Genomic DNA, 25,378 nt, shown 5'->3' with positions numbered 1-25,378 from the left:
AATCCATGTGATTTAGGGCAGCCTTTCCTAATATTTCTGAATATTCATTACTTTACAACAAGGAGGGGGTTGTCTAATGCTTAACTATATTTTTAAGCGAATAATTTACATTTTGATAGCATTATTCTTTATCATTTCGGCAACGTTCTTTTTAATGAAGCTCGCACCAGGAAGCCCATTTGCCAGTGAACGTGAGCTATTACCAGCAATCGAACAGCAACTAAATGAAAAATACGGCCTCGATAATCCATGGTATATCCAATATAAAGATTATTTAATCTCTTCACTTACATTTGATTTTGGAGAATCCATGAAATATAAAGGACGTTCAGTAAACGATATGATTTCAGAAGGATTTCCTGTTTCATTAGTATTAGGTTTAGAAGCAATGCTGTTAGCAATAGGTTTTGGAATTTTATTAGGTGTTATTTCAGCGCTCTATCACAATAAATTTCCTGACTATGTGTCGACTGTCATCGCTGTTATAGGTATTTCTGTCCCATCCTTCATTCTTGCAGCGTTATTACAGCTGTATTTGTCACTAAAAGCTGGTTGGTTCCCTGTAACGGGATGGAAAGGCTTTAGCTATACGGTTTTACCTGCAATCGCTATTGCCCTGTCACATGTAGGGTTTATTGCAAAACTTACTCGATCGAGTATGCTGGAACAAAATAATAGTGAATATGTAAAGCTTGCCCGTGCAAAAGGAATTGGAAAATGGACAATTGTATTTAAACACTCTCTTCGTAATGCGTTGTTGCCGGTAATCACTTATTTAGGACCTTTAACTGCCGGCGTATTGACAGGTAGTTTCATTATTGAACAAATTTTCGCTATTCCAGGTATTGGTCGTCACTTTGTTCAATCCATTACAAACCGTGACTACACGACAATTATGGGAGTAACTGTTTTCTATTCGATTCTTTTATTAATAGCGGTATTAATTGTAGACATTTTGTATCACTTTATTGACCCTCGCATCAAATTGAAAGGAGCGAAAAAATAATGACTATAGAAAATAAATATAATGACCAAATCGCTCCGGAGCGTTTTAAAATTGTAGGCGCCCGTCCAAATGATGCGGATTCCTTAAACAAAAAGCAAATTTCCTTTTGGCAAGAGGTTATGTACCGTTTTTCACATAATAAGCTCGCAATTATAGGCTTGATTATTTTAGCGTTTATTACGATTATGGGCATCTTTGCACCGATGTTTTCCTCTTGGACTTATGAAGAAAATACGGGTCTTTACAATACAGCCCCTTCAGCTGCCCACTGGTTCGGTACTGACGACCTTGCACGCGACTTATTCGTTCGCGTATGGATTGGCGCACGAATTTCGTTATTCATCGGTCTTGCCGCAGCTGTGATCGATTTAATTATTGGTGTTCTCTGGGGCAGTATTTCAGGATTACTTGGTGGCCGCGTAGATAACATTATGATGCGTATTGCCGATGTTTTAACAGCGATTCCTTATTTATTAGTTGTTATTATTCTACTAGTCGTTATGGAAAAAGGATTAATTCCTATGATTATCGCCCTCTCCTTTACCGGATGGGTAAACATGGCTCGTATCGTTCGTGCTGAAGTGCTTTCAATCAAGAGTCGTGAATTTGTTTTAGCATCTCGGACATTAGGTGCTGGTACATGGCATTTAATTAAACGTCATCTAATTCCAAATGCAATGGGGGCAATTCTAGTAACAATGACATTAACCATCCCAGCTGCTATCTTTACAGAATCATTTTTAAGCTATATTGGTTTAGGGGTACAACAACCGCTTGCAAGTTGGGGGACGATGGCTTCAGAAGGAAATAAGGCAATCCAATCTGCACCTTGGCGATTAATGTTCCCTGCCCTCTTCATTTCGTTAACGATTTTCGCATTTAACGCTGTTGGAGATGGTCTTCGCGATGCTTTAGATCCAAAATTACGTAAATAGAAAAGGGTGTACGATATGAAAAAGAAAATTTTAGAAGTTAATGATTTACATATTCATTTCAAAACGTACGCCGGTATTGTACAAGCTGTACGAGGCGTAAACTTTGAACTGTACGAAGGCGAAACATTAGCTATCGTAGGTGAATCGGGCTCAGGTAAAAGTGTTACGAGTAATGCTTTGATGAAGCTGATTCCTGAGCCACCCGGTATTTATGCAAAGGGCGAAATTAAATTTAATGGTCGTGATCTGATTCCTCTTTCAGAAAAAGAAATGTTGTCAATCCGGGGCAATGAAGTGGCAATGATCTTCCAAGATCCGATGACAGCACTTAACCCAACGATGCGAATCGGCAAGCAAATTATGGAAGTATTATTGAAGCATAAAAAAGTTTCCAGTAAAGGAGCAGCGAAAACTCGTTCCATTGAATTATTAAATCAAGTGGGTATCCCTTTTCCGGAAAAACGTTTTGCTTCTTATCCACACGAGCTTTCCGGTGGTATGCGTCAGCGCGTTGTCATCGCGATTGCCCTTGCTGCGGATCCTAAGCTTTTAATCGCTGATGAACCAACTACAGCACTCGACGTAACGATTCAGGCACAAATTTTAGAGTTGATGAAGGACATTCAAAAAAGTTCAAATACATCGATTATTTTTATTACCCATGATTTAGGGGTCGTGGCAAACGTGGCTGACCGTGTTGCCGTTATGTATGCCGGACAAATTGTTGAGTATGGTACAGTAGAGGACATTTTCTACAACCCTAAGCATCCTTATACTTGGGGTCTGCTAGGTTCAATGCCCGACTTAAACAACTCTACAGACGAGTTATTACGTGCAATACCTGGTTCACCGCCAAACTTGATTAATCCGCCTACAGGCTGTGCATTTGCCCCTCGCAATGAGCTGGCTTTAGCAATCGACTATGAGGAAGAGCCACCGATGTTCCAAGTTTCTGACACTCATTTTGCAAAAACTTGGTTACTTCATCCGAATGCTCCAAAAATTCCACTTCCTGAGGCGGTTGCTCGCCGTATTGAATCGGCAAAAGGAGGCACAGCTAATGCGTAAAAAGATTTTAGAAGTAAAAGGGTTAAAACAATATTTCGGTACTGCCAAAGAGCCAATTAAAGCGGTTGACGGCATTAGCTTCGATGTTTATGAAGGCGAAACCCTTGGACTAGTGGGTGAATCTGGCTGTGGTAAATCAACAACGGGACGTTCGATTATTCGCCTATATGATATTACTGAAGGTGAAATTTTATTTAACCAAAAAAATGTGAATTCTTATTCTTCAAGAAAAGAATCGATGCAGTTCAACCGTGACATGCAAATGATTTTTCAAGATCCCTACGCATCGTTAAACCCGCGAATGACAGCTGGTGAAATTATTGCGGAAGGCTACGATATTCACGGCCTTCACAAAAATAAAAAAGACCGTCAAGAAAAAATTGGAGAGCTGTTAGAATCTGTCGGTTTAAACCGTGAGCATGCAAACCGTTATGCACATGAATTTTCAGGCGGTCAACGTCAACGTATTGGTATTGCCCGCGCGTTAAGCTTAGATCCAAGCTTCATCATTGCGGATGAGCCAATTTCTGCTCTAGACGTATCTATTCAAGCTCAAGTCGTTAACTTATTAAAACAGCTACAAAAAGAACGTGGGTTAACATACTTATTCATTGCCCACGATTTATCGATGGTGAAGTATATCTCGGATCGTATTGCTGTTATGTATCGCGGAAAAATTTTAGAGTTAGGTGATGCGGATGAGATATACAACAATCCGATTCATCCTTATACAAAGTCTTTACTTTCTGCCGTACCTCAACCCAACCCTGAGTATGAGCGTAAACGTGTCCGTATTCCTTACAAGCATGAAGAAACACCTGATAATGCGGAGACTTTAGAAGCACGTCCAGGGCATTTCGTATTTGCCACAAAACAGCAACTTGCTAGCTGGTTATAAATAAAGAGCCGAGTATCCAATTTGAGTACTCGGCTTTTTTCATTATAGTGTCCAATTTTTCTACCATTTTCTCACTCCTTCATTGCAAAGGATTGGAAAATGGCCCTTTTATTTTCCATGAAAAATAGCCTCGACAAAATCGAGGCTATCATTTTATATCGTTTGTGTTGGTCTTAACGTATGCTTCAGTACTTTACCAGATGCATTTCGTGGCAGTTGATCGATAAAGTCGACTTCAAACGGAACTTTATATTTTGCAAGCTGTGTCATGCAATAGTCCAATACATCTTGTTCCATTAGTTGTTGGCCTTCTTTTAATACAACAAATGCCTTTGGAACTTCACCATAAACTTCATGAGGGACCCCTACGACCGCAGCCTCTAAAATCTGAGGCATTTGGTAAAGTACCTCTTCCACTTCAATAGGATAAATATTTTCTCCGCCGCGAATAATCATATCCTTTTTACGATCTACAATATATAAATAGCCTTCCTCGTCAAAACGGCCTAAATCTCCAGTATACAGCCATCCATCTTGAATCGACTTTGCTGTTTCTTCCGGTGCGCGCAAATATCCCTTCATTACTTGGGGACCTTTAACGCAAATTTCACCGACTTCCCCTAATGCCACAATTTCACCATTTGCATCACGCAGCTGAATTTCAGTCCGCGCTAACGGTTTGCCTACTGAACCGATTTTAAACAGTGCTGCATCATCCAGCAATGAACTCGCTGCAGGTGAATTTTCCGTTTGCCCGTACAAATTCTGTACTTTTACTTTCGGGAATGTATCCTTCAGACGCTTAACAAGCTCATATGGCATCGGTGCAGCCCCGTAACAGAACAGGCGCAGTTGACTAAATTCATAGGACTGCAGCTCTGGTTTGTTTAATAAAATCGTATACATTGCCGGTACACCAAAGAAAATGGTTGCCTTTGTTTCCACTAGATTTTTCAATGTTTGATCTGGTGAAAATGCTTCTTCTATAAGAACGGCTCCTCCTTTATAAATTGTCGGCACCGCAAATACATGGCTGCCTGCACAGTGGAATAATGGTGTACAAATAAACATACGGTCCTCAGTCGTCATATTCATTGAGTCAGACCAGATTTGCGCAGTCTCCAAAATATTCCGATGACTGAGCATAACCCCTTTTGGTTTTCCTGTCGTTCCGGATGTATACATAACAACGGACGTATCCTCAAGGTCTAACTGCGGTAATGCTGGAGAAGCGCTACTTCCATTTATAATTTCTTTGATTTGTGAAAGTGAAAGGATTTCCTGAAAATCATGTGTCGTAAGATCAATCGTCGCTTGCAGTTTTTCATCATATATTAAAATTTTTGCCTCAGAATGCTTAAATATAAAATCCACTTCAGGAGGAGCCAGCTTTGTATTCACAGGCATTACGGTTAAGCCTGCAAGCTGGACACCATAATAAACAGCCATAAATAAATGGGAGTTGAGCGCAAATTCTGCTACAATATCATCTTTTTGAAAACCCTTTTCAATCAGATAACCGGCAATTTTCCGCGAGTTCTTCAGAAGTTCTTCATATGACCATACTTCATTTTCAAATTGAATAGCCGTTGCATTCGGTGTCTCCAGAGCTTGGTCAACTAATGCCTGTAAAACTGTCATTTAAAATCCCCCTCAGTATATAAATATCTTAATATTCTAAATTTTAACAATTTTAAGCTGCTTAATGCAATATTTTCTGTGTTTTTATTTTTCTAAGCATTTTACGAAAATATTTGAATCCTCGAATGATATACGTTTTTTTTGGATAAGCTAGTTGTCAAATAAAGCTAATTGATCCATTTTATTTGGACATAAAAACATTCAGAGTGGACAAATTAATGATGAAGCAAAAGGAAGCAAACAAGCGCCTTTTACTTCACAATTGCTAAATCAAAGAGGAGGAAAACTATGCCAGCTTTAGAGGTGAAATGTACTGTATCAGATTGTTTTTTCCATGCAAAGGGGAATTTCTGTGGGGCCGAAAAAATTGAAATTGATATGGAAAGCATAACCAACAAAAAAGAGCGGTCGGAATTTGCTTCTGATTTTGATTTGCAAGCCCCTAAACAAAAAGAAGCCAAGTCTTCCAGTGACACTTGCTGCAAAACATTTATTTGTAAAAAAGATGCAGAAAAGCGTCACTAAGTAAATTGGAAGAAGCTGTCTAGAAAGTGTACACCACTTATTTAGACAGCTTCCTTTTTATTAACGATTTAATGCGGACCGTTGCCACCTAACTGCCCACTACCAGGCACTTCATTAACCTTGTAAGTACGGCTGTCTACTTCCAGATTTTCCGTTAAAGGTCGAAGCGGCATTTCATCAGTCGTCTTCACTTCCTGTTCCTTGGCAAGGATAGCAAGCGTTTCATTATACGAAAGGCCGGAAGCTGCATTTAAACGCTTTACTTCATTAACATCTGTTCCTGCTTCTGTGAAATTTTTTTCGTTCATTCATCCACCTCCTCAACTATTAGGATGTGCGGTGAACAATTGTTTATGTAACTATTAGTTAATCAAATCTACAATGTTTCCGTAACATGCACTTCTTTGTATAACATAATTCCAACCAATCCGACTAAAGAAAATAGTACCGGAATAATGAAGCCGTAGAAATAACCGTATTGTAAATTTATTGAACTTGCCTGAACATAGTCCAATATTGCACCTAAAAAAATCGGCAGTAACACAGCACTTAGAAAGCCTCCTGTATTGGCAAATCCTGATACAATGCCGGACTCTGTCATCGGGAAAGACTGCCTTACAGCAGCAAATGTCAATGCGCTTGCTCCATAACCAAAACCGATAAGGAAGAAAAGAACTATGACCCCAATTAATGATGGGTACCCCTGAAATAAAAGAAACATAAACCAGCTTGCAAAAACAATCGATTGCACCGCTATATAGGGTTTTTTAATCGATTCATACATACTCGCAACCCAGCTCATAAATGGTGCACCAATAATTGCACCAACTAAACCAACCATAATTAACTGGCTCGCTTGTGACCGGCTCATTTCGTAAAGATCCATTCCGTACGGCACAGCCCACGAACTGATAAATCCGACATAGCCTCCCACTACTCCAAAATGGCATAAAAATAAAGCCCATGCTTGCCGGCTGGAAAAGACTCTTTTTACTATGCCAGCTGTTTTTTCACGTTGGACTGGCTCTGTTTCTACAGGCAATGTTTGCGGAAAAGCTCTTTTTGCTTGTTTTATTAGAACCATGTACAGCATTATGCCGCATAAACTTACAAGAAGACCTAATGAGAAAAATGCCCATCTCCATCCAAGGAGTCCAATCCAAGACGAAAATGGTACAGTTGCCAACAAGAAACCTAAACTGCCTGTCATCCCGGCAAAACCTACTAAACGGACAAATTCCTTTTTATAAAACCATTGGCCTAATATGAGCATCATATTAACCCAAATCGTTGCATCCCCTATTCCAGTAAAAATTCGCGATATAAATAATACCGACTCATGTGTCCCGACACTGTAAAGAACTGTTCCCACGCCGGCAAGGACCGCACCAAATATAAGAAAGAAGTTTGGACCAAAGCGATCCGCCAAAATCCCCATTGGTATTTGCAAACTTGTATATACAAAAAACTGAACTCCTGTTATTAACCCGATTGTCGTAGCTGTAATATTAAAGTCGTTCATCAGCTGATCGGTAATTAAGCCAGGTGCAGTCCGCTGACTAGCCATCAATAAATACGTAAGCAATACCGAAACAAAAACTACCCATCTGAACTTACTATTTTGCTTTTCCAATGTTCACTGCTCCCATAAAAGTTTTTCTTTAAACATTTGAATTCTTTAATTATGAGTTCTTATTCCTTATCCATTTTATGAAAATACTTTGCCAGTTATCTTTTCAAGCCAACACTTTCATAAAGTTATATACCCTACATATAAATAACAGTATGCAGGGTTAGTTGCATATTTTTATTCAAGAAAAAAACAATGAAGGAAGTGAAACTATTCTTCAAATTGGTCCAATACCTGTTAGTACTGTTCGATTAGATTATGGACCGAATCAATTGGTATATTATCCTCATGTTACTTACAAGTGGGATCATTCATGGGAAAGTGAGATGAATGAGGCGATTAAGGAGTTAGTAAAAAAACAAATTGCTCAGCAAGTTGGTGATATGCCGACAACAGTTGAAGAAATGCTGGGGCTATATGAAATAAAAAATAATCAGCGGCAAGTACTAAGTTTGAGCCTTTCCAATTATACGTACCATGAAAAGGCCGCACACGGAATGACGACAATTGAATCACTGACATTTGATATAGAAAAGAAGAAGCTATGTACACTCAAGGATTTATTTAAACCGGGCACCAATTATGTCAGAAGACTTTCTGCTCTTGTCGATATTCAAATACAGGAGCGGGATCTCCCTACATTAGGTGATTTTCCGGGTATAAGTCCGGATCAGGATTTCTATATTGCAGATAAGACACTCGTCATTTATTTTCAATTATATGAGATTACTCCATATGTTGTAGGTCTGCCTATGTTTCCGATTTCTGTTTTTGATTTGGCAGATATTATCGATGAATCCGGTCCGCTTGGCAGATTGGCGACTAACGGTTAATGTTAATTAAAAATGTACTATATTTTTAATTTCAAAATATAGTACATTTCTTTTCATACTTGTAATGAGGTGCCAAGTAAAAAATTTTATACGTCCCTTTCCAATGTTAAATAATGAAAAGCGCTACAATCGTCGTCACGATTAAACCGATTATTACCGGTACAAGATTTCTTCTCGCAAGCTCAAACGGGCTAACATTACAAATGGCTGCTGCAGGAATTAGCGCCCATGGAACAAGTGTACCGCCACCTACCCAAATAGCAGCAATTTGACCAAGAGCAGTCAATGTAGCCGTACCTTCTCCGATTGCAGTACCAAATAAATTCCCTAGTGATCCGACTAATGAAATCCCTGAAAATCCGGAACCGTCCAGTCCTGTAATTGCCCCAACACCTGTTAATGTCACAACAGCAATTTCCGTTGTTAATGGTACAAGCGCCGCCAGTCCCATACCAAGGTCATTCACTATACCATGTGATGTTTCAGGCAAATGATTTCCGAGAATTGTAAGGAAACCCGCGTCGCCTAAATAAAAAAATGCCGCAATCGGGATGACCGGTCCAAATACTTTAAACCCAAACTGAAACCCTTTAATAAAGTAGCTCGTTGTTTGGTCGAGCCCTTTCTTTTTATAAGCAATAACACAAAGTATCAGCAGGATAAAAACAGAAGTGCCTCCTACTAGTGCTGTTGCGTCTCCCCCTTGAAGATCAAAAATAGCCATTGCAACAACATCCAGTACAAAGACAACCGGAATTAAAAGAGCGAAGATTTTTTTCTGAGTCATCGATAATAGATTTTCCGTTTGCTCCAGCTCTTGCTCTGTACTATTATCATACGTTCCCACTAAAGGAATAGTGCCGCGCTTCATATCCCGCTTCAAAAAGTAAAATGCTACAGCTGTCGTCACAACCCCCATCGTTATGACAAGAGGAATACTTGCCGATATGACATCTCCTACAGGAAGTCCTGCAGCATCAGCCGTTAACTTCGGTGCACCTTGAATAATAAAATCACTGGATAACGCAATCCCGTGACCGAATAAGTTCATTGCCATCGCTACACCTAATGCCGGCAGTCCCGCCCGTATAGCTACAGGCAACAAAACAGCCCCGAGTAGCGCAACTGCAGGTGATGGCCAGAAAAACCAGGAAATGATCATCATCAATATCCCGATTGTCCAAAATCCTAATGTCGGGTTTTTAATAATCTTTGTAAAAGGGGCAATCATTACTTCATTAATTCCCGTTTTAGTTAGTACCCGGCTCATCGCAACGATAATTGAAATAATTAAAATAGTAGATAAAAGTTCGGTTATTGCATAAATAAAGCTATTAAAAACCCCGCCAATTGAAGAAACAAAATCCCCTGTCGCGACGAAAGCAATAACGAAAATCCCCACAATACTAATCAATGTTGTATCCAGACGTCTAATCATAAAGATAATGATCAGCATGATGAAAACAACATAGATCCAGTGGAGAGCTGTTATTTCAATCCCCATACTCTACCTCTTTTCCTTTTTACTTAGCATATGGAGAGAAAAGAAAGGTTGTGAGCGCCTAGTACCAATATATATTTTTTAAGTTTTTATGTTATTCGCCTAGATTCTATAAATTATAGCTCAATGTTAGTAAGGCCATTCTAAAAATAACTTCCTTGGTCATTTGTGTTTATTTATTGATGGTAAAGAGACATATTACATATAAAAGATAAAAATAGAGGTGTACTTATGGCGATTTGCCCGTTATGCAATGCATTAGAAAAAGTCAGTATGACATGTCCGACATGTAACAGTCCGCTGCAGGATGGAGGAAAGATAGCCGATTATTCAGATCCATACGGACATTATAATGATGAAAATACTGTTAAGCTTTTTGACGGCTATTCAAATACCGCTAAAGATGAGATTTGTCCACATTTACTCGTTTGCAGAGATTGCAGCTTTGAGCGGATCCTGTTTATACAGGAACAATAAAAAGCATGTCCGAAATAAAGTTTCGGACATGCCATAATCAAAATTATCAAATAAATATATCCAGAATTAATACTACGCTAAGACCGACAATCGATGTCGTGAATAGTAGAAGACCCCATGTTTTAAATGTATCTTTAATCGATAAGTTGAAGTACTCTTTAAACAGCCAGAAAGATGCATCGTTAACATGGGTAATTGTATTACTGCCCGCCGCTGTTGCCAAAACCATCAGTACCGGATTGACATCAAATGTATGGATTAACGGTCCTACAATACCTGCTGCTGTAATCGCCGACACAACCCCTGTACCCGTAGCAATACGGATAACCGCTGTAATCAGCCAAGCCATAATTAATGGGTTAATGGACGTATTTTGCATCACGCCTGCAATAAGATCACCGATGCCTGTATCTAAAATGATCTGTTTAAATGCACCACCAGATCCGACGATAAAGATAATCATTGCAATACCTTCTATCGCACCCGAGAACGAATTCATTACTTCCTTCATCGTACGGCCAAGACGGATACCGAATACATAAATCGCAATCAGTACTGCCAAAATCATACTAATTTCAGCACTACCTAAAAAGTTAATAAATTGGCCGACAGCCGATTCTTTATCGAAAATCATATTGTAAATCGTAGCACCTGTAATAATAATCGCCGGTAATAACGGAATTAATAAACTAATTCCAAAACCTGGTGCTTCATCCAGATTTACTTCTTCGGATTTTTTCAATAATGGAGGTATTGGCAAATCCAAATTCTTTAAAACACGCGGAAGAATAATCCCCGCTGCTATAATTGCCGGTACCGCTACAACAATCCCCAGCAGATACACCATACCCATATCCGCACCATATGCTTCTACAAGTGCAGTCGGACCTGGCTGTGGCGGGAATATACTATGCGCCATCGTAGCAGCTGCAACCATTGTAATTCCTAAGCGTAAATAAGGCATTTTCGCTTCAATTGCAATTGAAATAACTAATGGTGCCAAAATAATAAACGCCACTTCATAGAATACAGAAATACCGAAAATTGCACCGACAATTAAAATCGCCCATTCTACATTTTTTGCTCCGAATTTTTTGAGCAATGTCGAGGCAACTCGTTGGGCAGCCCCTGAATCAACCATTAACTTCCCGAGAACTGCACCCATACCGATAATAATCGCTAAACTACCAAGTGTGCTCCCAAAGCCTGTTTTAACAGATGTCACAACATCCGTTAAAGATAAACCATTTAAAACCCCAACAAGAATTGCAACAATAAGTAAAGCTAATACACTATTTAATTTTACAACGATGTTTAAATATAATAATAAACCGACACCAAGTGCGACCCAGATGATCGGTAAATAGTCTACTATGAAATCCATGTTTTCCCCCTAGGTTAATAGCTGCACATCCATGCTTATCTAACACACAGCTTTTGTATTAATGACTTTGACGCATATTAAGTTGGCCACCAAAGCGGATTGTTTTGTAGTCAGACAGCTTTTGATCCCCTTTGATTTGCTGTAATAACAACTCCACAGCTTTATTCGCCATTTGTTTTGTCGGCTGTGAAATGGTCGTAAGTTGGGGTGTAAACAAGTTTGCAAATGATACATCGTCAATACCGATAACCGCTAAATCTTTCGGAATGACAAGTTGATTCTCTTTTGCAAAGTTTAAGATTTCGACTAATACACGGTCACTGCCTGCGATGATCGCTTCCGGCCGTTGATCCAGTTTAAACATATTACGAAGAGACACTTTCATTTCTTCGACTTCGACACTATGTATATATTCATCTTTTACTTGTATGCCTCTACTCACTAAAGCTTTTTTATAACCTTCAATTCGCTCCAGCCGTGGTGTAATGTTACGTGTTACCGGTGCGGTCAGCATGGCAATCCGGCTATGCCCGTTGTCGGCCAATGCCTTTACCGCCATTTCTACCGCTTGTTCGTTTTCCAGTAAAATAGAAGGAATTCCCAACCCCTCTATCGTACGGTCCATGAAAACAATCGGATACTGTTTCTTTTTCATTTGCTCATACAAATCCAGATTATCTCCAGTCGGGAAAATAATTATCCCATCCACCTGTTTTGCCATGAGCATTTCAATGTACTGCCGTTCTTTCTCAGGTTCATCATCCGCATTGCATACGATTGTATGAAAGCCGTGTTTATTAAAATTCAGTTCAATTGCTCGAATAATATGAGTGGAAAATGAATGTAGAATGTTCGCGACAATAATTCCTACAGTGAAAGTGGATTTTTGCGACAAACTGCGAGCAATAATATTTGGTCGGTAATTAAGCTCGCGAATGGAATATTCCACTTTTTTTCGGGTATGCTCGCTCATATATTCATAGCGGCCATTCAAGTATTGCGAAACGGTACTTTTAGAAACTCCCGCATGCTTTGCGACATCGGAAATCGTGATATTTTTCAAATATCACACCCCCGAATATGCGTTAAAGCCACCATCTACTGCAATTGTTGTTCCCGTAATAAATGATGAATAAGAAGAGTCCAGTAAAAATAGGAGCGCCCCTAATAACTGATCTGGCTCACCAAATTTTTTCATCGGAGTTGCTTCAATTATTTTTTTCGAACGTGCTGTATACTCTCCTTCTGTGTCAACGAGCAGATCTTTATTTTGCTGAGTAATGAAAAATCCTGGTGCAATTGCATTTACACGTAAGCCTGTTTCAGCAAAGTGAACAGCCATCCAGCTTGTAAAGTTGTTAATCGCCGCTTTTGCTGCACTGTACGCAGGAATTTTCGTTAATGGTGTGTATGCGCTCATCGATGAAATATTGATGATGGCTGGATTTTCAGCTTGTAAAAGTGCCTCTCCAAACACTTGGCACGCCAGGAATGTCCCTGTGAAATTTAAAGAAAATACATCTGAAAAACCATTTTCCTGAAGGTCAAAAAATGAAAGACCTGTAGAATTTGCCTCATAATACTCTTTTTCTGTAATCGCATCTGGATGGTTTCCGCCTGCACCGTTAATTAAAAAATCAATACGGCCAAAATGCTCAAGAATTTGCTCTTTTGCTACAAGTAAAGAATCTTTGTTAAGTACATCAGCAGTTATTGCCACAGCAGTCCCCCCTGCTGCAACGATTTCCTCTTTAACTGCTTCGACCTTTGACTCAGTACGACCGATAATCGCCACCTTTACTTGCTGGCGTGCCAATTCCTGTGCCATCTTTGAGCATAGAACACCGCTGCCACCTGTAATTACTGCTACTTTATTTGCTAAATTTTCGTGTATTGGAATCATTATTTGCCTCCTGTTTGTTCGCTGTAAGCATCCCATAAACCATTTAAATACATAATACCGAGTGCACGATCATATAAACCGTAGCCAGGGCGACAAACTTCTCCCCATAAGTGACGGCCATGATCCGGACGTACATAGCCTGTATAATTTTGATCATGCAAAGTTTTTACGATTCCTTTAATATTAATTGAACCATCTGATGTAAAATGAGAAGTTTCTGCAAAGCTGCCATTTTCGTCGATTTTAACGTTACGAATATGGGCAAACGGTGAACGGTATGCATATTTTTCAGCAATCGCAACCATGTCGTTTTCAGGTGATGCACCCATCGATCCAGAGCAGAATGTAAAACTGTTGGCTAAAGAATCATTGATATCGATTAATTTTTCATAGCTTGCAGCTCCTGTAATGATGCGCGGTAAGCCAAAAATTGAGTACGGAGGATCATCCGGATGGATGGCCATACGTATCCCAACCTCTTCAGCAACTGGGATAATAGCATCTAAAAAGTAGCGTAAGTTGTCCCATAGCTTTTGCTCATCCACTTCTTTGTAAGCTTCGAAAAGTTCCGCGATACGGGCCATACGTTCAGGCTCCCAACCTGGCAATGTTAAATCAGAAGCTTCACTAACCGTTTTCACAAGCTGCTGCGGGTCAAGACTTTGTACTTTTTCTTTATCGAAGTAAAGTGCTGTCGACCCATCCTCAAGCGGGTGGAACATATCTGTCCGCGTCCAGTCGAAAATCGGCATGAAATTATAACAAATTACTTTAACGCCTACTTCCGCCAAGTTCCGTATTGTCTGTTTATAATTTTCAATATATAAATCGCGGTTACCAAGACCGAGCTTAATATCTTCATGAACGTTGACACTTTCAACAACATCAATATGGAAACCTTTTGACTGTATATACTCTGCTTCTTCTTTAATCTCTTCTTTCGTCCAAAGCTCGCCTGCTGCCTTTTGATGCAATGCCCAAACAATTCCTTTAACATTCGGAATCTGGCGGATATGGTCGAGCGTCACTGTATCATTTCCTCTTCCGTACCATCGAAATGTAATATTCATCTTTTACACCTCCCCTTGTTTTGCTGCGTCTACATATTTTCTGCTCGCTTCTACTACTGCTGCATGTCCGCCTGTTGCATAAGCTTTATTTAAATCACTGCCGATACCTACTGCGATTGCTCCCGCATCAAGCCACTCACCGATATTGTCAGTATTTATGCCACCAGTCGGCATAATCTGTACATGCGGTAATGGACCTTTAACTGATTTGATGAACGAAGGTTTAAAGTTATTTGCAGGGAATAATTTAATCACATCACAGCCATATTCAAGTGCCGATACCATTTCCTGAATCGTCATACAACCCGGGAAATATGGAATAGCATAACGATTGCATACTTTTGCTACTTCTTTGCTGAACTGTGGGCCTACAACAAATCTTGCTCCATTCAAAATCGCATGACGTGCTGTTTCTGCATCAAGTACCGTACCAGCACCTACTACTGCATCGGAGTTTCGGAATGCTTCCAATACTTGCTGTGTATTTGGCGTTGTGTAAGTGAGTTCGATTAAATGAATGCCCCCTTCAATCGCTGCATTCGAAAGAGCGATTGCTTCTTCTGCTGAACTTCCTCGAATCACCGCTACTACTTTCGAACTTGTAATCGCTGCTAATGTTTCAGCCTTTACCATATGTTCATCTCCCTTTAATTTGATTAACGTTCAATTGTTTTAATATTGTTCCTAAAGTCGAGTACTTCCTGTAGTTCCGGCAACCCCTCATTATCACCTTTTACAGTCGTTACTAATGCGCCTACCGCATTCGCAAAAGTAAGACTCTCTATCGGTGAATAATTGTGAAGTGTCGCATATATATATCCTGCATCAAACCCGTCTCCGGCACCTACCGTATCAACTGGTGTAATCTTGAAAGCTTCCTTTTCGTGCCAAACATTTTCTGAATAAAGCTTTGCCCCGTTTGCACCGTCTTTAATAACAAGCTGTATGATCCCATATTGCTTGGCGAAAGCTTCCAGTCCAGGTTTGCTTACATCATGTTGAATAAGCTCCATTTCCTCCAGCCCTGCAAGTAAAATATCTACATAAGGGAAAATTTGCTCATACGCTTTACGAGCTTCTTCAATCGTCCATAGTTTTAGTCGTATATTCGGATCGAACGATATCTTTATATTTTTTTCTTTCGCCTTTTTCAGAACAGCTAGTACAATTTGCAGATTTTTTGGTGCGATTGCCAAAAATACGCCTGTTAAATGGACGATTGACACGCCATTCAATAATTCTTCCGTAATATGTTCTGGCTCGATTGTTAATACAGGCGATTGATGACGGTAATAAAAGGTTTTTCCAGATCCGTCTTCACGTATTTCTTTAAAATTCAGTGATGTGGGATATCCATCAACAAACTGAACGTCCGATACATCAATGCCTTCTCCGCGAGCAAACTTGTATATCCCCTTACCGAATTCATCATTACCTAGGCGACTCATCCATTTCGACTGCAATCCAAGTCGGGCACAACCAATAGCAAAGTTTAACTCTGCCCCACCCGCTTTCTTAGCAAAGCCTTGCACATAACGAAGCGGTCCTGTTTCGGATGGGTTAAACGTAACTAATGCATCTCCTAATGTAAAAACAGTTGGATTTGTAGTCAAAATTATTCCTCCTTGAGAAAACTTAAGCTAAATATTACTAAACCGGTTTAGTAATTTGAATTATTCAAATCTTACATTGAAAGTGCTTTCATTTCAATAGTAAATTTTAGAATATTTTAAAAGTAAAATGTTTTTTGATAGTACGGAATGCTGTTATATAAGGACTCAATACGCTTTTTCAGGCCATAAATTTCTTTTTTATTTTTTGGCGATTAAATTTGCGAGATAGTAATTCTTAATATCCAATTTTGTTTAATATTAATAAGCCCATTTTATTTTTAATATCATATACTGTTATGACATCAAATTTAAAAAATCATTATAAAAATACCAAAGCTACTAACTTCTAGCCGGAAATGTATTGAACGTTCTAAATGAATATAAGGAAGGAGAGAACGAATGATTGTAGATGGGGTTTTTTCAGGCGGCGGTATTAAAGGCTTTGCATATGTAGGTGCCATTCGGGCGCTCGAAGAAAAGGGCGTGAAGTTCGAACGTGTAGCCGGTACAAGTGCCGGAGCCATATTGGCAACTTTTATCGCTGCGGGATTTAATACAAAGGAACTTGAAGAAATTTTTGATGAACTAAATTTAAAGGTTTTACTCGATCCCCCGAAATTCATAATCGAGTTACCGTTTTTAAAATGGCTTAATTTATATAAAAGAATGGGCTTGTATCGTGGTAAATCCTTGGAAAACTGGTTTCTCGAAAAACTTGCGACAAAAGGCATCTACACATTCGGAGATTTACCAAAGGGCATTTTAAAACTAGTAGCATCCGATTTAACAAACGGCAAGATTCTTGTTCTCCCGGATGATTTGCATCACTATAATATAGATCCCAGAAGTTTTCCGGTCTCCCGCGCTTTACGCATGAGTTGCGGTCTTCCATTCTTCTTTGAGCCTGTCTATTTAAAAAATGGGAAAAGGGAATCTGTTATTGTAGATGGTGGCGTTTTGAGTAACTTTCCAATGTGGATTTACGATAATGGAAATAAAGAGCGGCCGGTTCTTGGTATGAAACTCAGTAGTTCAAGCGAGGATAAGAAACCTCATGATATTAATAATGGAATTCAACTATTTGAAGCGTTATTTAGTACGATGCAAAATGCTCATGATAATCGGTATATTTCTCGAAGACACGAGAAGAATATTATCTTTATTCCGGTTGAAGAATATAGTGCAACCCAATTTGATTTAGATGAAGCAACAAAAAATAAATTAATGGGCATCGGAAAAGAGCGGACAATTCAATTTTTAAAAACCTGGTCTCCAGTTTGGTAAATTCCCCAATAAAAAAACTGGATGCTTTCATAGTTATGATTCACCCAGTAATTGAAGTATCCACTTTTTCAAATCAACTAATCGATCAGATTCAGGTAATTCACTTGCCCCAGTCACAATAATCGGAACAACCGAATCCACTTTATGAAGAGATCCATGTGCGCCACCACCTGCATGATCATGGCTATGCTTTTCAATAAATTCATAAGATGGTTTAGCATCCACGATAATAACTCTACCTTCCTGTGAATGAAGCGCTCCATGCAGCCTTGCAAGTGCATCTGGATACTCCTGATATACAATACGTTGTTCTTTCGTCATTTTTAAATTCAGAATTGAGGCATCTCCAGCAATTCGCCATGATTGATCATAATCATCTACGTACTTACCATCTGGTGAGAATTCTAACTTTCCATCACTATGTGGGCTAACGACATAGTTTGTTTGTCCACTCTTCCATGCGATAAAGCCAATTCGCTCATCCTCTTTTAAAGCATTTACGATTTCGGATAGCTCAACTTGGGGGTCAGTTAAGTAAATGTATGACATACGCTCGTTAACAGCGACGGCAAGTTGGCAATTCGGATTTTTCCTTTCCCAAAAAGTATAATCCTTCAATAACTGATTTAAATCATTAATGCCGTTTCTTTATCATCAGTTACAATCGATTGACCACTATCGCCCAGTATAATCCAAGTTACTTCTTTTATAGCCTCTTCCCATGATGGAAAGCGATTTAGAATGTTTTGTACTGCTTGATCCGCTTTCTGTATTCCCTTTAAATCTCCAGGCCCCTGTTTGTGTATAGAAGCATCTGCATCCGGTAAATAGGCAAGTGTAAAGGGCGGTAACATTTTTTGGTCAATCAAGTAATTCAGTTCATTCGCAGTAAATTGGTTATTGACACCTAAACGATTCCATACAAATTTATAACGATTATTTTCTGAATTATATTGAGATAACGTTCCAAGTGAAAATATTGCAGGACCATTAACATCCATATTTTTCGGCAAAAGATTTGCTACCGTAATTAATTTAGGTATATTTAGGCGATGTTGAAAATTTCCACGATATAATAGACCGTTGATCGAAGCTGAAGAAAGATTCCGATGAGCCAGCTCTTCATGGATTGTATGCACTTCTTTACTTAAATGGCTGCTATTCAAATGGACAACACTATCAAGAGCAACATTTTTAACTCCATTACTCCAGATTTCGCCGATTCCGCTGCCGTAGCTAATCATTCGATTTTCATCTTCTTTAAACCAGATTAATCCCGGCACTTGATGCTGATCTGGATATGTACCCGTTAGTAACGTACTGTCAATCGTGACTGACATCGTCGGATAAGAGCTAATCATTTCCTGATGCAGCTGTCCGTTGTTCATTAAATATTCTAAAGCAGGTGCATCACCTTCTTTTATCACTTTTTGCAATGGTTCATTCATTAAGGAATCTACGACAATGAGAACTACAGGTTTATTCGGGTTTTTCATTATTTGACCTTCCAGTTTTTTTAATGGGGAAATTGAAAGCGCTAATAAAAAACTAGCACAGATAACAGCAACAAAGATTGCTGCAACTATTAATTTTCGTTTCATCGTGTCACCTTCAAATTAATTATATAAAGAATAGTATGGTTTGAACTTTATGAATGTATGCCGCTAATAACAAATCCTGGCCTGAAATAATTTTTTTTGAAATGGGCAAAGTAATTTATATTGCTATCATATTGCCTTGAAAGGTGGTTTTTCCATCATGAATAAAACAAAAGTCAAACTATGGACAAACCAATACTTAATAATTATTTTACTGTCTTTAATAATGTTCGTTTCTTTTTATATGATTACAGCAGGTTTTCCAATTTATGTAGCCACGATTAGTGAGAACCCTGCAATTGCAGGAATTATGACGACAACTTTAATGACTGCATCCCTGATTACACGCTTCTTCGCTAGTATAATTATCCAAAAAATTAATATGAAATTGCTGCTGATTATTTCTTTGCTTTATTTTATAGGAACAATCGCCCTCACTTTCGTCAATGATTCAATCGGATTTTTAATCGTCATTAGAGCTCTTCAAGGGATTGGATTTTGCATGCTTACAAATTTGGTGTTTACAATTTCCAGTACTATTGTGCCAAAGTCCCGCTTAGGTGAAGGAATTGTTTTCTTTGCAATGTCTACGAGCCTTGGGACAACAATTGGGCCTCTTATTGCTATTTCCTATTTAGCAAATTTTTCATTCCAGTCTATGATGGTCCTAACATTAGGTCTTATGGCATTTTCATTTGTGTGCAGTCTTTTTACAAAAAATACGAAAGCTGAAAAGGAACATCCAAAGGAGAAAAATAAAGAGCCGTTCTATAAATATATGTTCGATAAACGTGTTCTTCTTCCGTCTATTTTAGTAGCATTCAATTATATGACGATTGCAGGGATTGTGAACTTTATGGGGGCATTTGGGAAAGAAATTAATGTAGGGGCAAGCATATCACAGTTTTTTATTGCTCAAGGAATTACAATGGTGATCATCCGTTCTTTCTCCGGTAAGATTTTCGATAAGTTCGGGCATAGAATTCTCATTATTCCGGCTGCAGTTTCAGGTGCTGTCGGGTTGGTCGTATTAGGCTTTTCAACTAACATGATCATGGTTTTACTGTCAGGTGTCCTGTTCGGAATTGCTTTTGCTATTCTTCATCCCATTATTCAAGCTTGGGCATTAACACTTGTTCCACCGGAGAAAAAGGCAACAGCCAATTCGATGCTTCTTATATTTATCGATTCCGGTTTAGCTATTGGTTCAGTAGGATTAGGTTTTATAGCAAGTATAGTTGGCTACGGCATGACCTTCAGTTTTTCTGCGGTACTTATGATTCTTATTTTAATCATCTATTTAATTGGAAGTAAGAAAATGACCGTATATAACGATAATTAAAGCATAAAAAAGGTGAAATCTTTTTCGATTTCACCTTTTTTGAATTACTTATTCATTACTTTAAACATTTCCGGTACTGAATTGAGATCAATATCCCACATAATTGGAAGCAGGAAATAAATGGCCAGTGTTATGAAAACAACACCGAAAACATTCAGTGCAAATCCAGCCTTCATCATATCCGTAATCTTAATATAGCCTGATCCGAAAACTGCCGCATTTGGCGGTGTGGCTACCGGAAGCATGAAAGCACATGATGCAGCTACACCAGCAGCAATCATTAATGCATAAGGATGAACCCCTAATGCTACAGCAAGAGATGCCATAATCGGATACATCATAGAAGCTGTTGCAGTGTTTGAAGTAATTTCAGTTAAACCAAGAACAAGTGCTGCTACAAGGAAAATCAGGACGATAACACTTACGCCTTCAAGCCCCATAAGTTGTGTACCAATCCACTCAGATAAGCCCGTTCCTACAAAACCGGAAGCAATTGCAAGCCCTCCACCGAATAGTAGCAGAATGCCCCATGGTAACTTTACTGCTGTTTGCCAATCCATTAAGCGTTCTCCTTTACGGTTTGCAGAAGGCAACGCAAATAACACAAGCGCAAAAATAACTGCAATCATACCATCTGTTAAACCGTCGACAAATTTGCTCAGTAAAAATGTACGCGTAATCCAAGAAAATGCAGCTAATGCAAAGACAATGAATACAAGTTTCTCTTCAAATGAGGCTTCTCCAAGATCTTTTTTCTGTTTATCAATAACAGCACGTCCACCAGGCATTGTTTTTAATTTTGATGGGAACGCAATTTTAACAAGGTAAATCCATGTCACAAAAATAAAAATCCATGCAAATGGTACACCAAACAGCATCCATCCAGCAAATGATAGTTCAATGCCATACATTTTATTAATCGCTCCAGCAAGCAATGTATTTGGCGGTGTACCGATTAATGTGGCGATTCCACCAAGTGAGGCAGAATATGCAATTCCGAGCATCAATGCTTTACCAAATGCAAAACTCTGTGGAGATGTATCAATCGACGGGTCATTTTTCAATCCGTCTGCAACTTGGTTGATGATGGCAAGTCCAATTGGAATCATCATCATCGCTGTAGCGGTATTAGAAATCCACATCGATAAAAATCCTGTTGCAATCATAAATCCTAGAACAATTCGGTCCATATTTGTACCGACCATTGAAATAATTGAAATTGCTATACGTCTATGTAAGTTCCATTTCTCCATTGCAAGAGCGATAATAAATCCGCCCATGAACAGGAATATTGTTTCATCCCCGTATGAAGATGCCGTTGCTTTCATATCCAGGCTATTCGTTAACGGGAACAATACTAGTGGCAATAACGATGTTGCCGGAATGGGTATTGCTTCAGTAATCCACCATGTCGCAATCCAAATAGTACTCGCCAATACTCCCCTTGCTTCTGTCGATAGACCTTCTGGCTGAAAGAACAATAAAGTTAAAGTAAAAAGAAGCGGACCTAAAAACAGACCAATCATCTGAGCTGTTGTATAACTGCGTGGCGTATATCCACCGCCGTTACCTGAGTTTTCATTTTCTTGCTTTCCGGTAATTCCCTTTGACACGACCTTTGAAGAATTTGGTTTTATGAAAAAAGTAAACATGTCTTTTACTTGATCATGCATTTCCCATAACCGATTCCAAGTTGTTGAAAACAATACCTTACCCCCTAAATGTTGATTTCAAATAGCTTTAACCCAATTTTTATAAGGCTATATTGCTATTCCCTTTTACATTTTTACTTAGGTTAAGAAAAAAAGCAATAGTATTTAAAATATTTCGATTTTAGTATACAGATGAATATCACGAAATAAATATACAAAAAATGGCACATTTTTCGTATATAAATAGTATTTTTATAAAATAAATATTGTTATATAACAATATAATGTTATTCTAAAAAAAGTAAATTCATTCGGTGAAATAGTTAAATTAATTTTCTACAATATAATATTTATTTTTGTCAAAAATAGAAAATCAGCATTTATTTTATATTAATCATGAAAAAAGAACGGGTTCCCGCTATAGGAATTCCGTTCTTAAATCCATAATAAATTCGAATGAAAACCAATGTATTCTTAAATGAATTCAAATGTCTTAAATAAAAATCACTTATATAAATTAAAATTGCATATATCTCTTTTTTGTAAACTGTAAAAATGCTGAAGCAACCGGAGATAATTCTGTATCCTTTTTATAGCTGATAACAATCTGATTTTTATAAGTTGGGTTGCCCATTGTATACAAATTCGAATCTACATGCAGCTGGTCTCTCGTAATAACGCATTCAGGAACAATTGTCATACCAACCCCTTCATTAGCAAGGCGAAAGGCATTTTCAATATTATTTGTTTCAAGTATGATGATCGGTTTGATTTTATACTCTTCAAAAATCTGATCCGTCAAACGACGTAATCCTAAACCAGGTTTTAATAAAATAAACTTTTCATGGTTTAATTTAGAAGGATGGAATGGTATATGCCTTACTTCTTTATAATTTTCTTCGAAGTAAATATGCCCTTTCGGAATTACTAAATAAAAATCTTCCTCATATAACTTTTCATAAATTAAGCCTGTATTTTTTATTGGTAACATATTAATGCTTATATCAATTTTATTTTGCAGCATTAATGTTTCCAATTCATTAGCTGTACCTTCTTCAAGCTGAATTTCAATACCGGGATATTTCTTCATAAACTGAGGGAGGAAATCATACAGAGTATGCGCTGCCAATATCGGATTAACCCCAATCGTCAGCCTTCCTTTTTTCAATTCTGTTATTGCTTCCAAATCGCGCTCCATCCGCTCATAAATTGTTTGTATATCCGCCATATATGAAATATAAAGTTCTCCTGCATATGTAAGCGTAAGCGGCGTTACTTGTCGATTAACAAGTTCTGCCCCCAGCTTAGTTTCTAAACTTTTTATGAACGTACTTAAATAAGGTTGCGATACAAATAGAGCATTCGCTGCATGGGAAATATTCCCGTATTCCTGAATGGCCTTTAAATACTCCAATGATAAATCTTCTTTCATATACATCAACTCCTCAATTTCAACCATATTCTAAGGCATTATAGCATTTGTTAATTCCGCTTAATAACTAATTGGTTATACATGTGATAAGAATAATAGTATTTTAAAAACCGACAAATTTCAGACATAGTATAGTTAATGTTACACAAAAGTAACTTGACATTAACCCAATACTATTAGGAGGACATATTTCATGGGTACTTTCGGAATTATTGTTGCAATCCTATTCATTGTCTTTTTAGCAATGAAAGGTTTCAGCATTGTATTTATAGCGCCAATTGCGTCGATCATTGTAATCCTTACAAACGGCATGGATTTCTTCCCGTCGCTGATCGGTACTGAAGCGTCATTTATGACAGGGCTTACAGGATTTATCGTTAATTTCTTTGCAATCTTTTTACTTGGATCAATTTTAGCTCAATACATCGAGAAAAGTGGTGCAGCACAAGCGATTGCACAAAAAGTTTTATCAATTACAGGAACAGATAAACCGTTCCCTGTTTTAATCGCCATTTTCTTAATCAGCTCGATTCTAACTTTCGGGGGAATTAGCTTATTTGTAGTATTATTCGTAATTATCCCATTGGCGAAACCATTATTTAAACAGTTAAATATTGCGTGGAACTTAATCGTAATACCGGTATTTTTAGGGATCGGGACATTCACCATGACAATGCTACCAGGTACACCTTCTATTCAAAACGTTGTACCGACAAACTATTTAGGAACAACTGTTACAGCGGCTCCTTTAATGGGCATTATCGCTACAATCATTGCAATTGTTGCAGGTATTTTCTATATGCGTTACGCACTTAACAAAAGTTTAGCTAAAAATGAAAAATTCATAGCGGAAGAAGATGCACAAGAATTGGCACTTAAAGAAGATATCCCTTCTTTCTTCTTAAGTATACTACCTATTTTAGTTTTAATTATTATTATCTTCACTGGCAGTACAATGGATGTTCCAAATATCGTACTAATCGGTTTAGCTGCTGGTGTTATCGTTTCAGCAATTGCTTTCCACCGTTATATGCCATCACATAAACAAGCAGTTAGCTTAGGTGCAAACGGTGCGATTACACCAATTTTCTTTACTGCAGCATCAGTTGGTTTCGGTGTGGTAATTACATTGGCGCCAGGTTTCCAGGCAATTTCAGACTTCATACTAAATATTCCTGGCGACCCTTTAATTAGTTTAACAATTGCATCGGCTGCATTAGGTGCGATTACAGGTTCTGCTTCAGGCGGTTTAGGAATTACAATGGAAGCATTCGCAAACCCTTATTTGGAAATGGGAGTAAACCCGGATGCCATGCACCGAGTTTCTGCAATCAGTTCGGCTGTATTCACCGGCCTACCTCACTCAGGAGCAATTTTATCAACATTTGCATTAACGAAACTAACACATGAACAAGCTTTCAAATACTCGTTCATCACCATGACAGTACCAAACCTTTTAGCATTAATTGCTGCAGTTTTAATCGGTATTTTCATGTATTAATCAAAAAGTTGAAGATATTGGAGGAGATGAGAGTCCTTTTCCAATAATCAATCACTTTAATCATTCACTTTTGGAGGTCTATATA

The 25,378-nt window shown here is 38.3% G+C and carries 24 protein-coding genes; 10 read left to right on the top strand and 14 right to left on the bottom strand.

Annotation, left to right across the window (positions count from 1 at the left end; genetic code table 11):
• Nucleotides 1-76: 76 nt before the first annotated feature.
• The 4 genes from ACQKN3_RS15915 to ACQKN3_RS15900 are packed head-to-tail and all read left to right on the top strand — an operon-like array spanning nucleotide 77 to nucleotide 3,907.
• Nucleotides 77-1,006, top strand: coding sequence for an ABC transporter permease (locus tag ACQKN3_RS15915; protein WP_251690719.1), 930 nt, complete (start codon nucleotides 77-79; stop codon nucleotides 1,004-1,006).
• Nucleotides 1,006-1,941: an ABC transporter permease gene (locus tag ACQKN3_RS15910; RefSeq protein ID WP_251690720.1), complete on the top strand. Its 936-nt coding sequence runs from the start codon at nucleotides 1,006-1,008 to the stop codon at nucleotides 1,939-1,941. Before ACQKN3_RS15915 ends, ACQKN3_RS15910 begins: the two co-directional genes overlap by 1 nt.
• Before the next feature lie 15 nt (nucleotides 1,942-1,956).
• A complete protein-coding gene (locus ACQKN3_RS15905; protein ID WP_251690721.1) occupies nucleotides 1,957-3,009 on the top strand; it encodes an ABC transporter ATP-binding protein in 1,053 nt (350 codons plus the stop codon).
• A complete protein-coding gene (locus ACQKN3_RS15900) occupies nucleotides 3,002-3,907 on the top strand; it encodes an ABC transporter ATP-binding protein (protein WP_427713187.1) in 906 nt (301 codons plus the stop codon). The genes ACQKN3_RS15905 and ACQKN3_RS15900 overlap by 8 nt, the downstream gene beginning before the upstream one ends.
• Before the next feature lie 153 nt (nucleotides 3,908-4,060).
• Here the strand turns inward: ACQKN3_RS15900 and ACQKN3_RS15895 are convergent, their stop codons facing one another.
• The gene (locus ACQKN3_RS15895; RefSeq protein WP_427713184.1) at nucleotides 4,061-5,548 is read right to left on the bottom strand and encodes a class I adenylate-forming enzyme family protein; all 1,488 of its coding nucleotides are present in this window, start codon (nucleotides 5,546-5,548) and stop codon (nucleotides 4,061-4,063) included.
• Nucleotides 5,549-5,836: 288 nt separating this feature from the next.
• On the opposite strand from ACQKN3_RS15895, the gene ACQKN3_RS15890 reads away from it, so the two are divergent.
• The gene (locus ACQKN3_RS15890; protein WP_079523677.1) at nucleotides 5,837-6,073 is read left to right on the top strand and encodes a DUF1540 domain-containing protein; all 237 of its coding nucleotides are present in this window, start codon (nucleotides 5,837-5,839) and stop codon (nucleotides 6,071-6,073) included.
• Nucleotides 6,074-6,141: 68 nt separating this feature from the next.
• On the opposite strand, the gene ACQKN3_RS15885 is transcribed toward ACQKN3_RS15890, so the two are convergent.
• A complete protein-coding gene (locus tag ACQKN3_RS15885) occupies nucleotides 6,142-6,381 on the bottom strand; it encodes a hypothetical protein (protein ID WP_251690834.1) in 240 nt (79 codons plus the stop codon).
• 68 nt (nucleotides 6,382-6,449) lie between these two features.
• The gene (locus ACQKN3_RS15880; protein WP_427713180.1) at nucleotides 6,450-7,706 is read right to left on the bottom strand and encodes an MFS transporter; all 1,257 of its coding nucleotides are present in this window, start codon (nucleotides 7,704-7,706) and stop codon (nucleotides 6,450-6,452) included.
• A gap of 269 nt (nucleotides 7,707-7,975) precedes the next feature.
• On the opposite strand from ACQKN3_RS15880, the gene ACQKN3_RS15875 reads away from it, so the two are divergent.
• Nucleotides 7,976-8,536, top strand: coding sequence for a DUF3298 domain-containing protein (locus tag ACQKN3_RS15875; protein WP_427713281.1), 561 nt, complete (start codon nucleotides 7,976-7,978; stop codon nucleotides 8,534-8,536).
• A gap of 106 nt (nucleotides 8,537-8,642) precedes the next feature.
• On the opposite strand, the gene ACQKN3_RS15870 is transcribed toward ACQKN3_RS15875, so the two are convergent.
• Entirely contained in the window at nucleotides 8,643-10,040 is a 1,398-nt protein-coding gene (locus tag ACQKN3_RS15870) for a hypothetical protein (RefSeq protein ID WP_251690725.1), read from the bottom strand.
• Between the two features lie 228 nt (nucleotides 10,041-10,268).
• Between ACQKN3_RS15870 and ACQKN3_RS15865 the strand changes: the two genes are divergently transcribed.
• Nucleotides 10,269-10,514 (top strand): hypothetical protein, encoded by a 246-nt coding sequence (locus ACQKN3_RS15865; protein WP_427713177.1) that lies wholly within the window; start codon nucleotides 10,269-10,271, stop codon nucleotides 10,512-10,514.
• Between the two features lie 46 nt (nucleotides 10,515-10,560).
• Here the strand turns inward: ACQKN3_RS15865 and ACQKN3_RS15860 are convergent, their stop codons facing one another.
• Genes ACQKN3_RS15860 through ACQKN3_RS15835 form a run of 6 tightly spaced genes read right to left on the bottom strand, consistent with a single transcriptional unit; the run spans nucleotide 10,561 to nucleotide 16,484 of the window.
• Nucleotides 10,561-11,898, bottom strand: a complete 1,338-nt coding sequence (locus ACQKN3_RS15860; protein ID WP_427713175.1) for a gluconate:H+ symporter — start codon at nucleotides 11,896-11,898, stop codon at nucleotides 10,561-10,563.
• A gap of 58 nt (nucleotides 11,899-11,956) precedes the next feature.
• Nucleotides 11,957-12,961, bottom strand: a complete 1,005-nt coding sequence (locus ACQKN3_RS15855; protein WP_427713173.1) for a LacI family DNA-binding transcriptional regulator — start codon at nucleotides 12,959-12,961, stop codon at nucleotides 11,957-11,959.
• Nucleotides 12,962-12,964: 3 nt separating this feature from the next.
• The gene (locus tag ACQKN3_RS15850; protein ID WP_427713171.1) at nucleotides 12,965-13,801 is read right to left on the bottom strand and encodes an SDR family oxidoreductase; all 837 of its coding nucleotides are present in this window, start codon (nucleotides 13,799-13,801) and stop codon (nucleotides 12,965-12,967) included.
• Nucleotides 13,801-14,871, bottom strand: a complete 1,071-nt coding sequence (gene uxuA / locus ACQKN3_RS15845; RefSeq protein ID WP_427713169.1) for a mannonate dehydratase — start codon at nucleotides 14,869-14,871, stop codon at nucleotides 13,801-13,803. Before uxuA ends, ACQKN3_RS15850 begins: the two co-directional genes overlap by 1 nt.
• A gap of 3 nt (nucleotides 14,872-14,874) precedes the next feature.
• Nucleotides 14,875-15,504, bottom strand: a complete 630-nt coding sequence (locus tag ACQKN3_RS15840) for a bifunctional 2-keto-4-hydroxyglutarate aldolase/2-keto-3-deoxy-6-phosphogluconate aldolase (protein WP_427713167.1) — start codon at nucleotides 15,502-15,504, stop codon at nucleotides 14,875-14,877.
• A gap of 23 nt (nucleotides 15,505-15,527) precedes the next feature.
• On the bottom strand, nucleotides 15,528-16,484 hold the full coding sequence (locus ACQKN3_RS15835; protein ID WP_427713164.1) for a sugar kinase: 957 nt from the start codon (nucleotides 16,482-16,484) through the stop codon (nucleotides 15,528-15,530).
• Between the two features lie 399 nt (nucleotides 16,485-16,883).
• Here ACQKN3_RS15835 and ACQKN3_RS15830 point away from each other — a divergent pair, with 399 nt between their 5' ends.
• Complete coding sequence (locus ACQKN3_RS15830) at nucleotides 16,884-17,768, top strand: patatin-like phospholipase family protein (protein ID WP_427713161.1); 885 nt, start codon at nucleotides 16,884-16,886, stop codon at nucleotides 17,766-17,768.
• A gap of 33 nt (nucleotides 17,769-17,801) precedes the next feature.
• On the opposite strand, the gene ACQKN3_RS15825 is transcribed toward ACQKN3_RS15830, so the two are convergent.
• Both ACQKN3_RS15825 and ACQKN3_RS15820 read right to left on the bottom strand, forming a co-directional pair.
• The gene (locus tag ACQKN3_RS15825; RefSeq protein WP_427713158.1) at nucleotides 17,802-18,386 is read right to left on the bottom strand and encodes a hypothetical protein; all 585 of its coding nucleotides are present in this window, start codon (nucleotides 18,384-18,386) and stop codon (nucleotides 17,802-17,804) included.
• An 8-nt stretch (nucleotides 18,387-18,394) separates the two neighbouring features.
• Complete coding sequence (locus tag ACQKN3_RS15820; protein ID WP_427713156.1) at nucleotides 18,395-19,369, bottom strand: alkaline phosphatase family protein; 975 nt, start codon at nucleotides 19,367-19,369, stop codon at nucleotides 18,395-18,397.
• A gap of 157 nt (nucleotides 19,370-19,526) precedes the next feature.
• Here ACQKN3_RS15820 and ACQKN3_RS15815 point away from each other — a divergent pair, with 157 nt between their 5' ends.
• The gene (locus tag ACQKN3_RS15815) at nucleotides 19,527-20,708 is read left to right on the top strand and encodes an MFS transporter (RefSeq protein ID WP_251690735.1); all 1,182 of its coding nucleotides are present in this window, start codon (nucleotides 19,527-19,529) and stop codon (nucleotides 20,706-20,708) included.
• A gap of 44 nt (nucleotides 20,709-20,752) precedes the next feature.
• On the opposite strand, the gene ACQKN3_RS15810 is transcribed toward ACQKN3_RS15815, so the two are convergent.
• Both ACQKN3_RS15810 and ACQKN3_RS15805 read right to left on the bottom strand, forming a co-directional pair.
• Nucleotides 20,753-22,414, bottom strand: a complete 1,662-nt coding sequence (locus tag ACQKN3_RS15810) for an SLC13 family permease (protein ID WP_427713153.1) — start codon at nucleotides 22,412-22,414, stop codon at nucleotides 20,753-20,755.
• A gap of 463 nt (nucleotides 22,415-22,877) precedes the next feature.
• Entirely contained in the window at nucleotides 22,878-23,792 is a 915-nt protein-coding gene (locus tag ACQKN3_RS15805) for a LysR family transcriptional regulator (RefSeq protein ID WP_427713150.1), read from the bottom strand.
• A 193-nt stretch (nucleotides 23,793-23,985) separates the two neighbouring features.
• Between ACQKN3_RS15805 and ACQKN3_RS15800 the strand changes: the two genes are divergently transcribed.
• Nucleotides 23,986-25,293: a GntP family permease gene (locus ACQKN3_RS15800; protein ID WP_427713148.1), complete on the top strand. Its 1,308-nt coding sequence runs from the start codon at nucleotides 23,986-23,988 to the stop codon at nucleotides 25,291-25,293.
• Nucleotides 25,294-25,378 lie beyond the last annotated feature (85 nt).

Origin of the sequence: Solibacillus sp. NPDC093137, assembly GCF_050280445.1 — a bacterium.
In the GTDB taxonomy this organism is placed as follows: Bacteria; Bacillota; Bacilli; order Bacillales_A; family Planococcaceae; genus Solibacillus; species Solibacillus isronensis_B.
The sequence above is the reverse complement of the archived record's forward strand: the minus strand, read 5'-3'. Positions and strand labels throughout refer to the sequence as shown.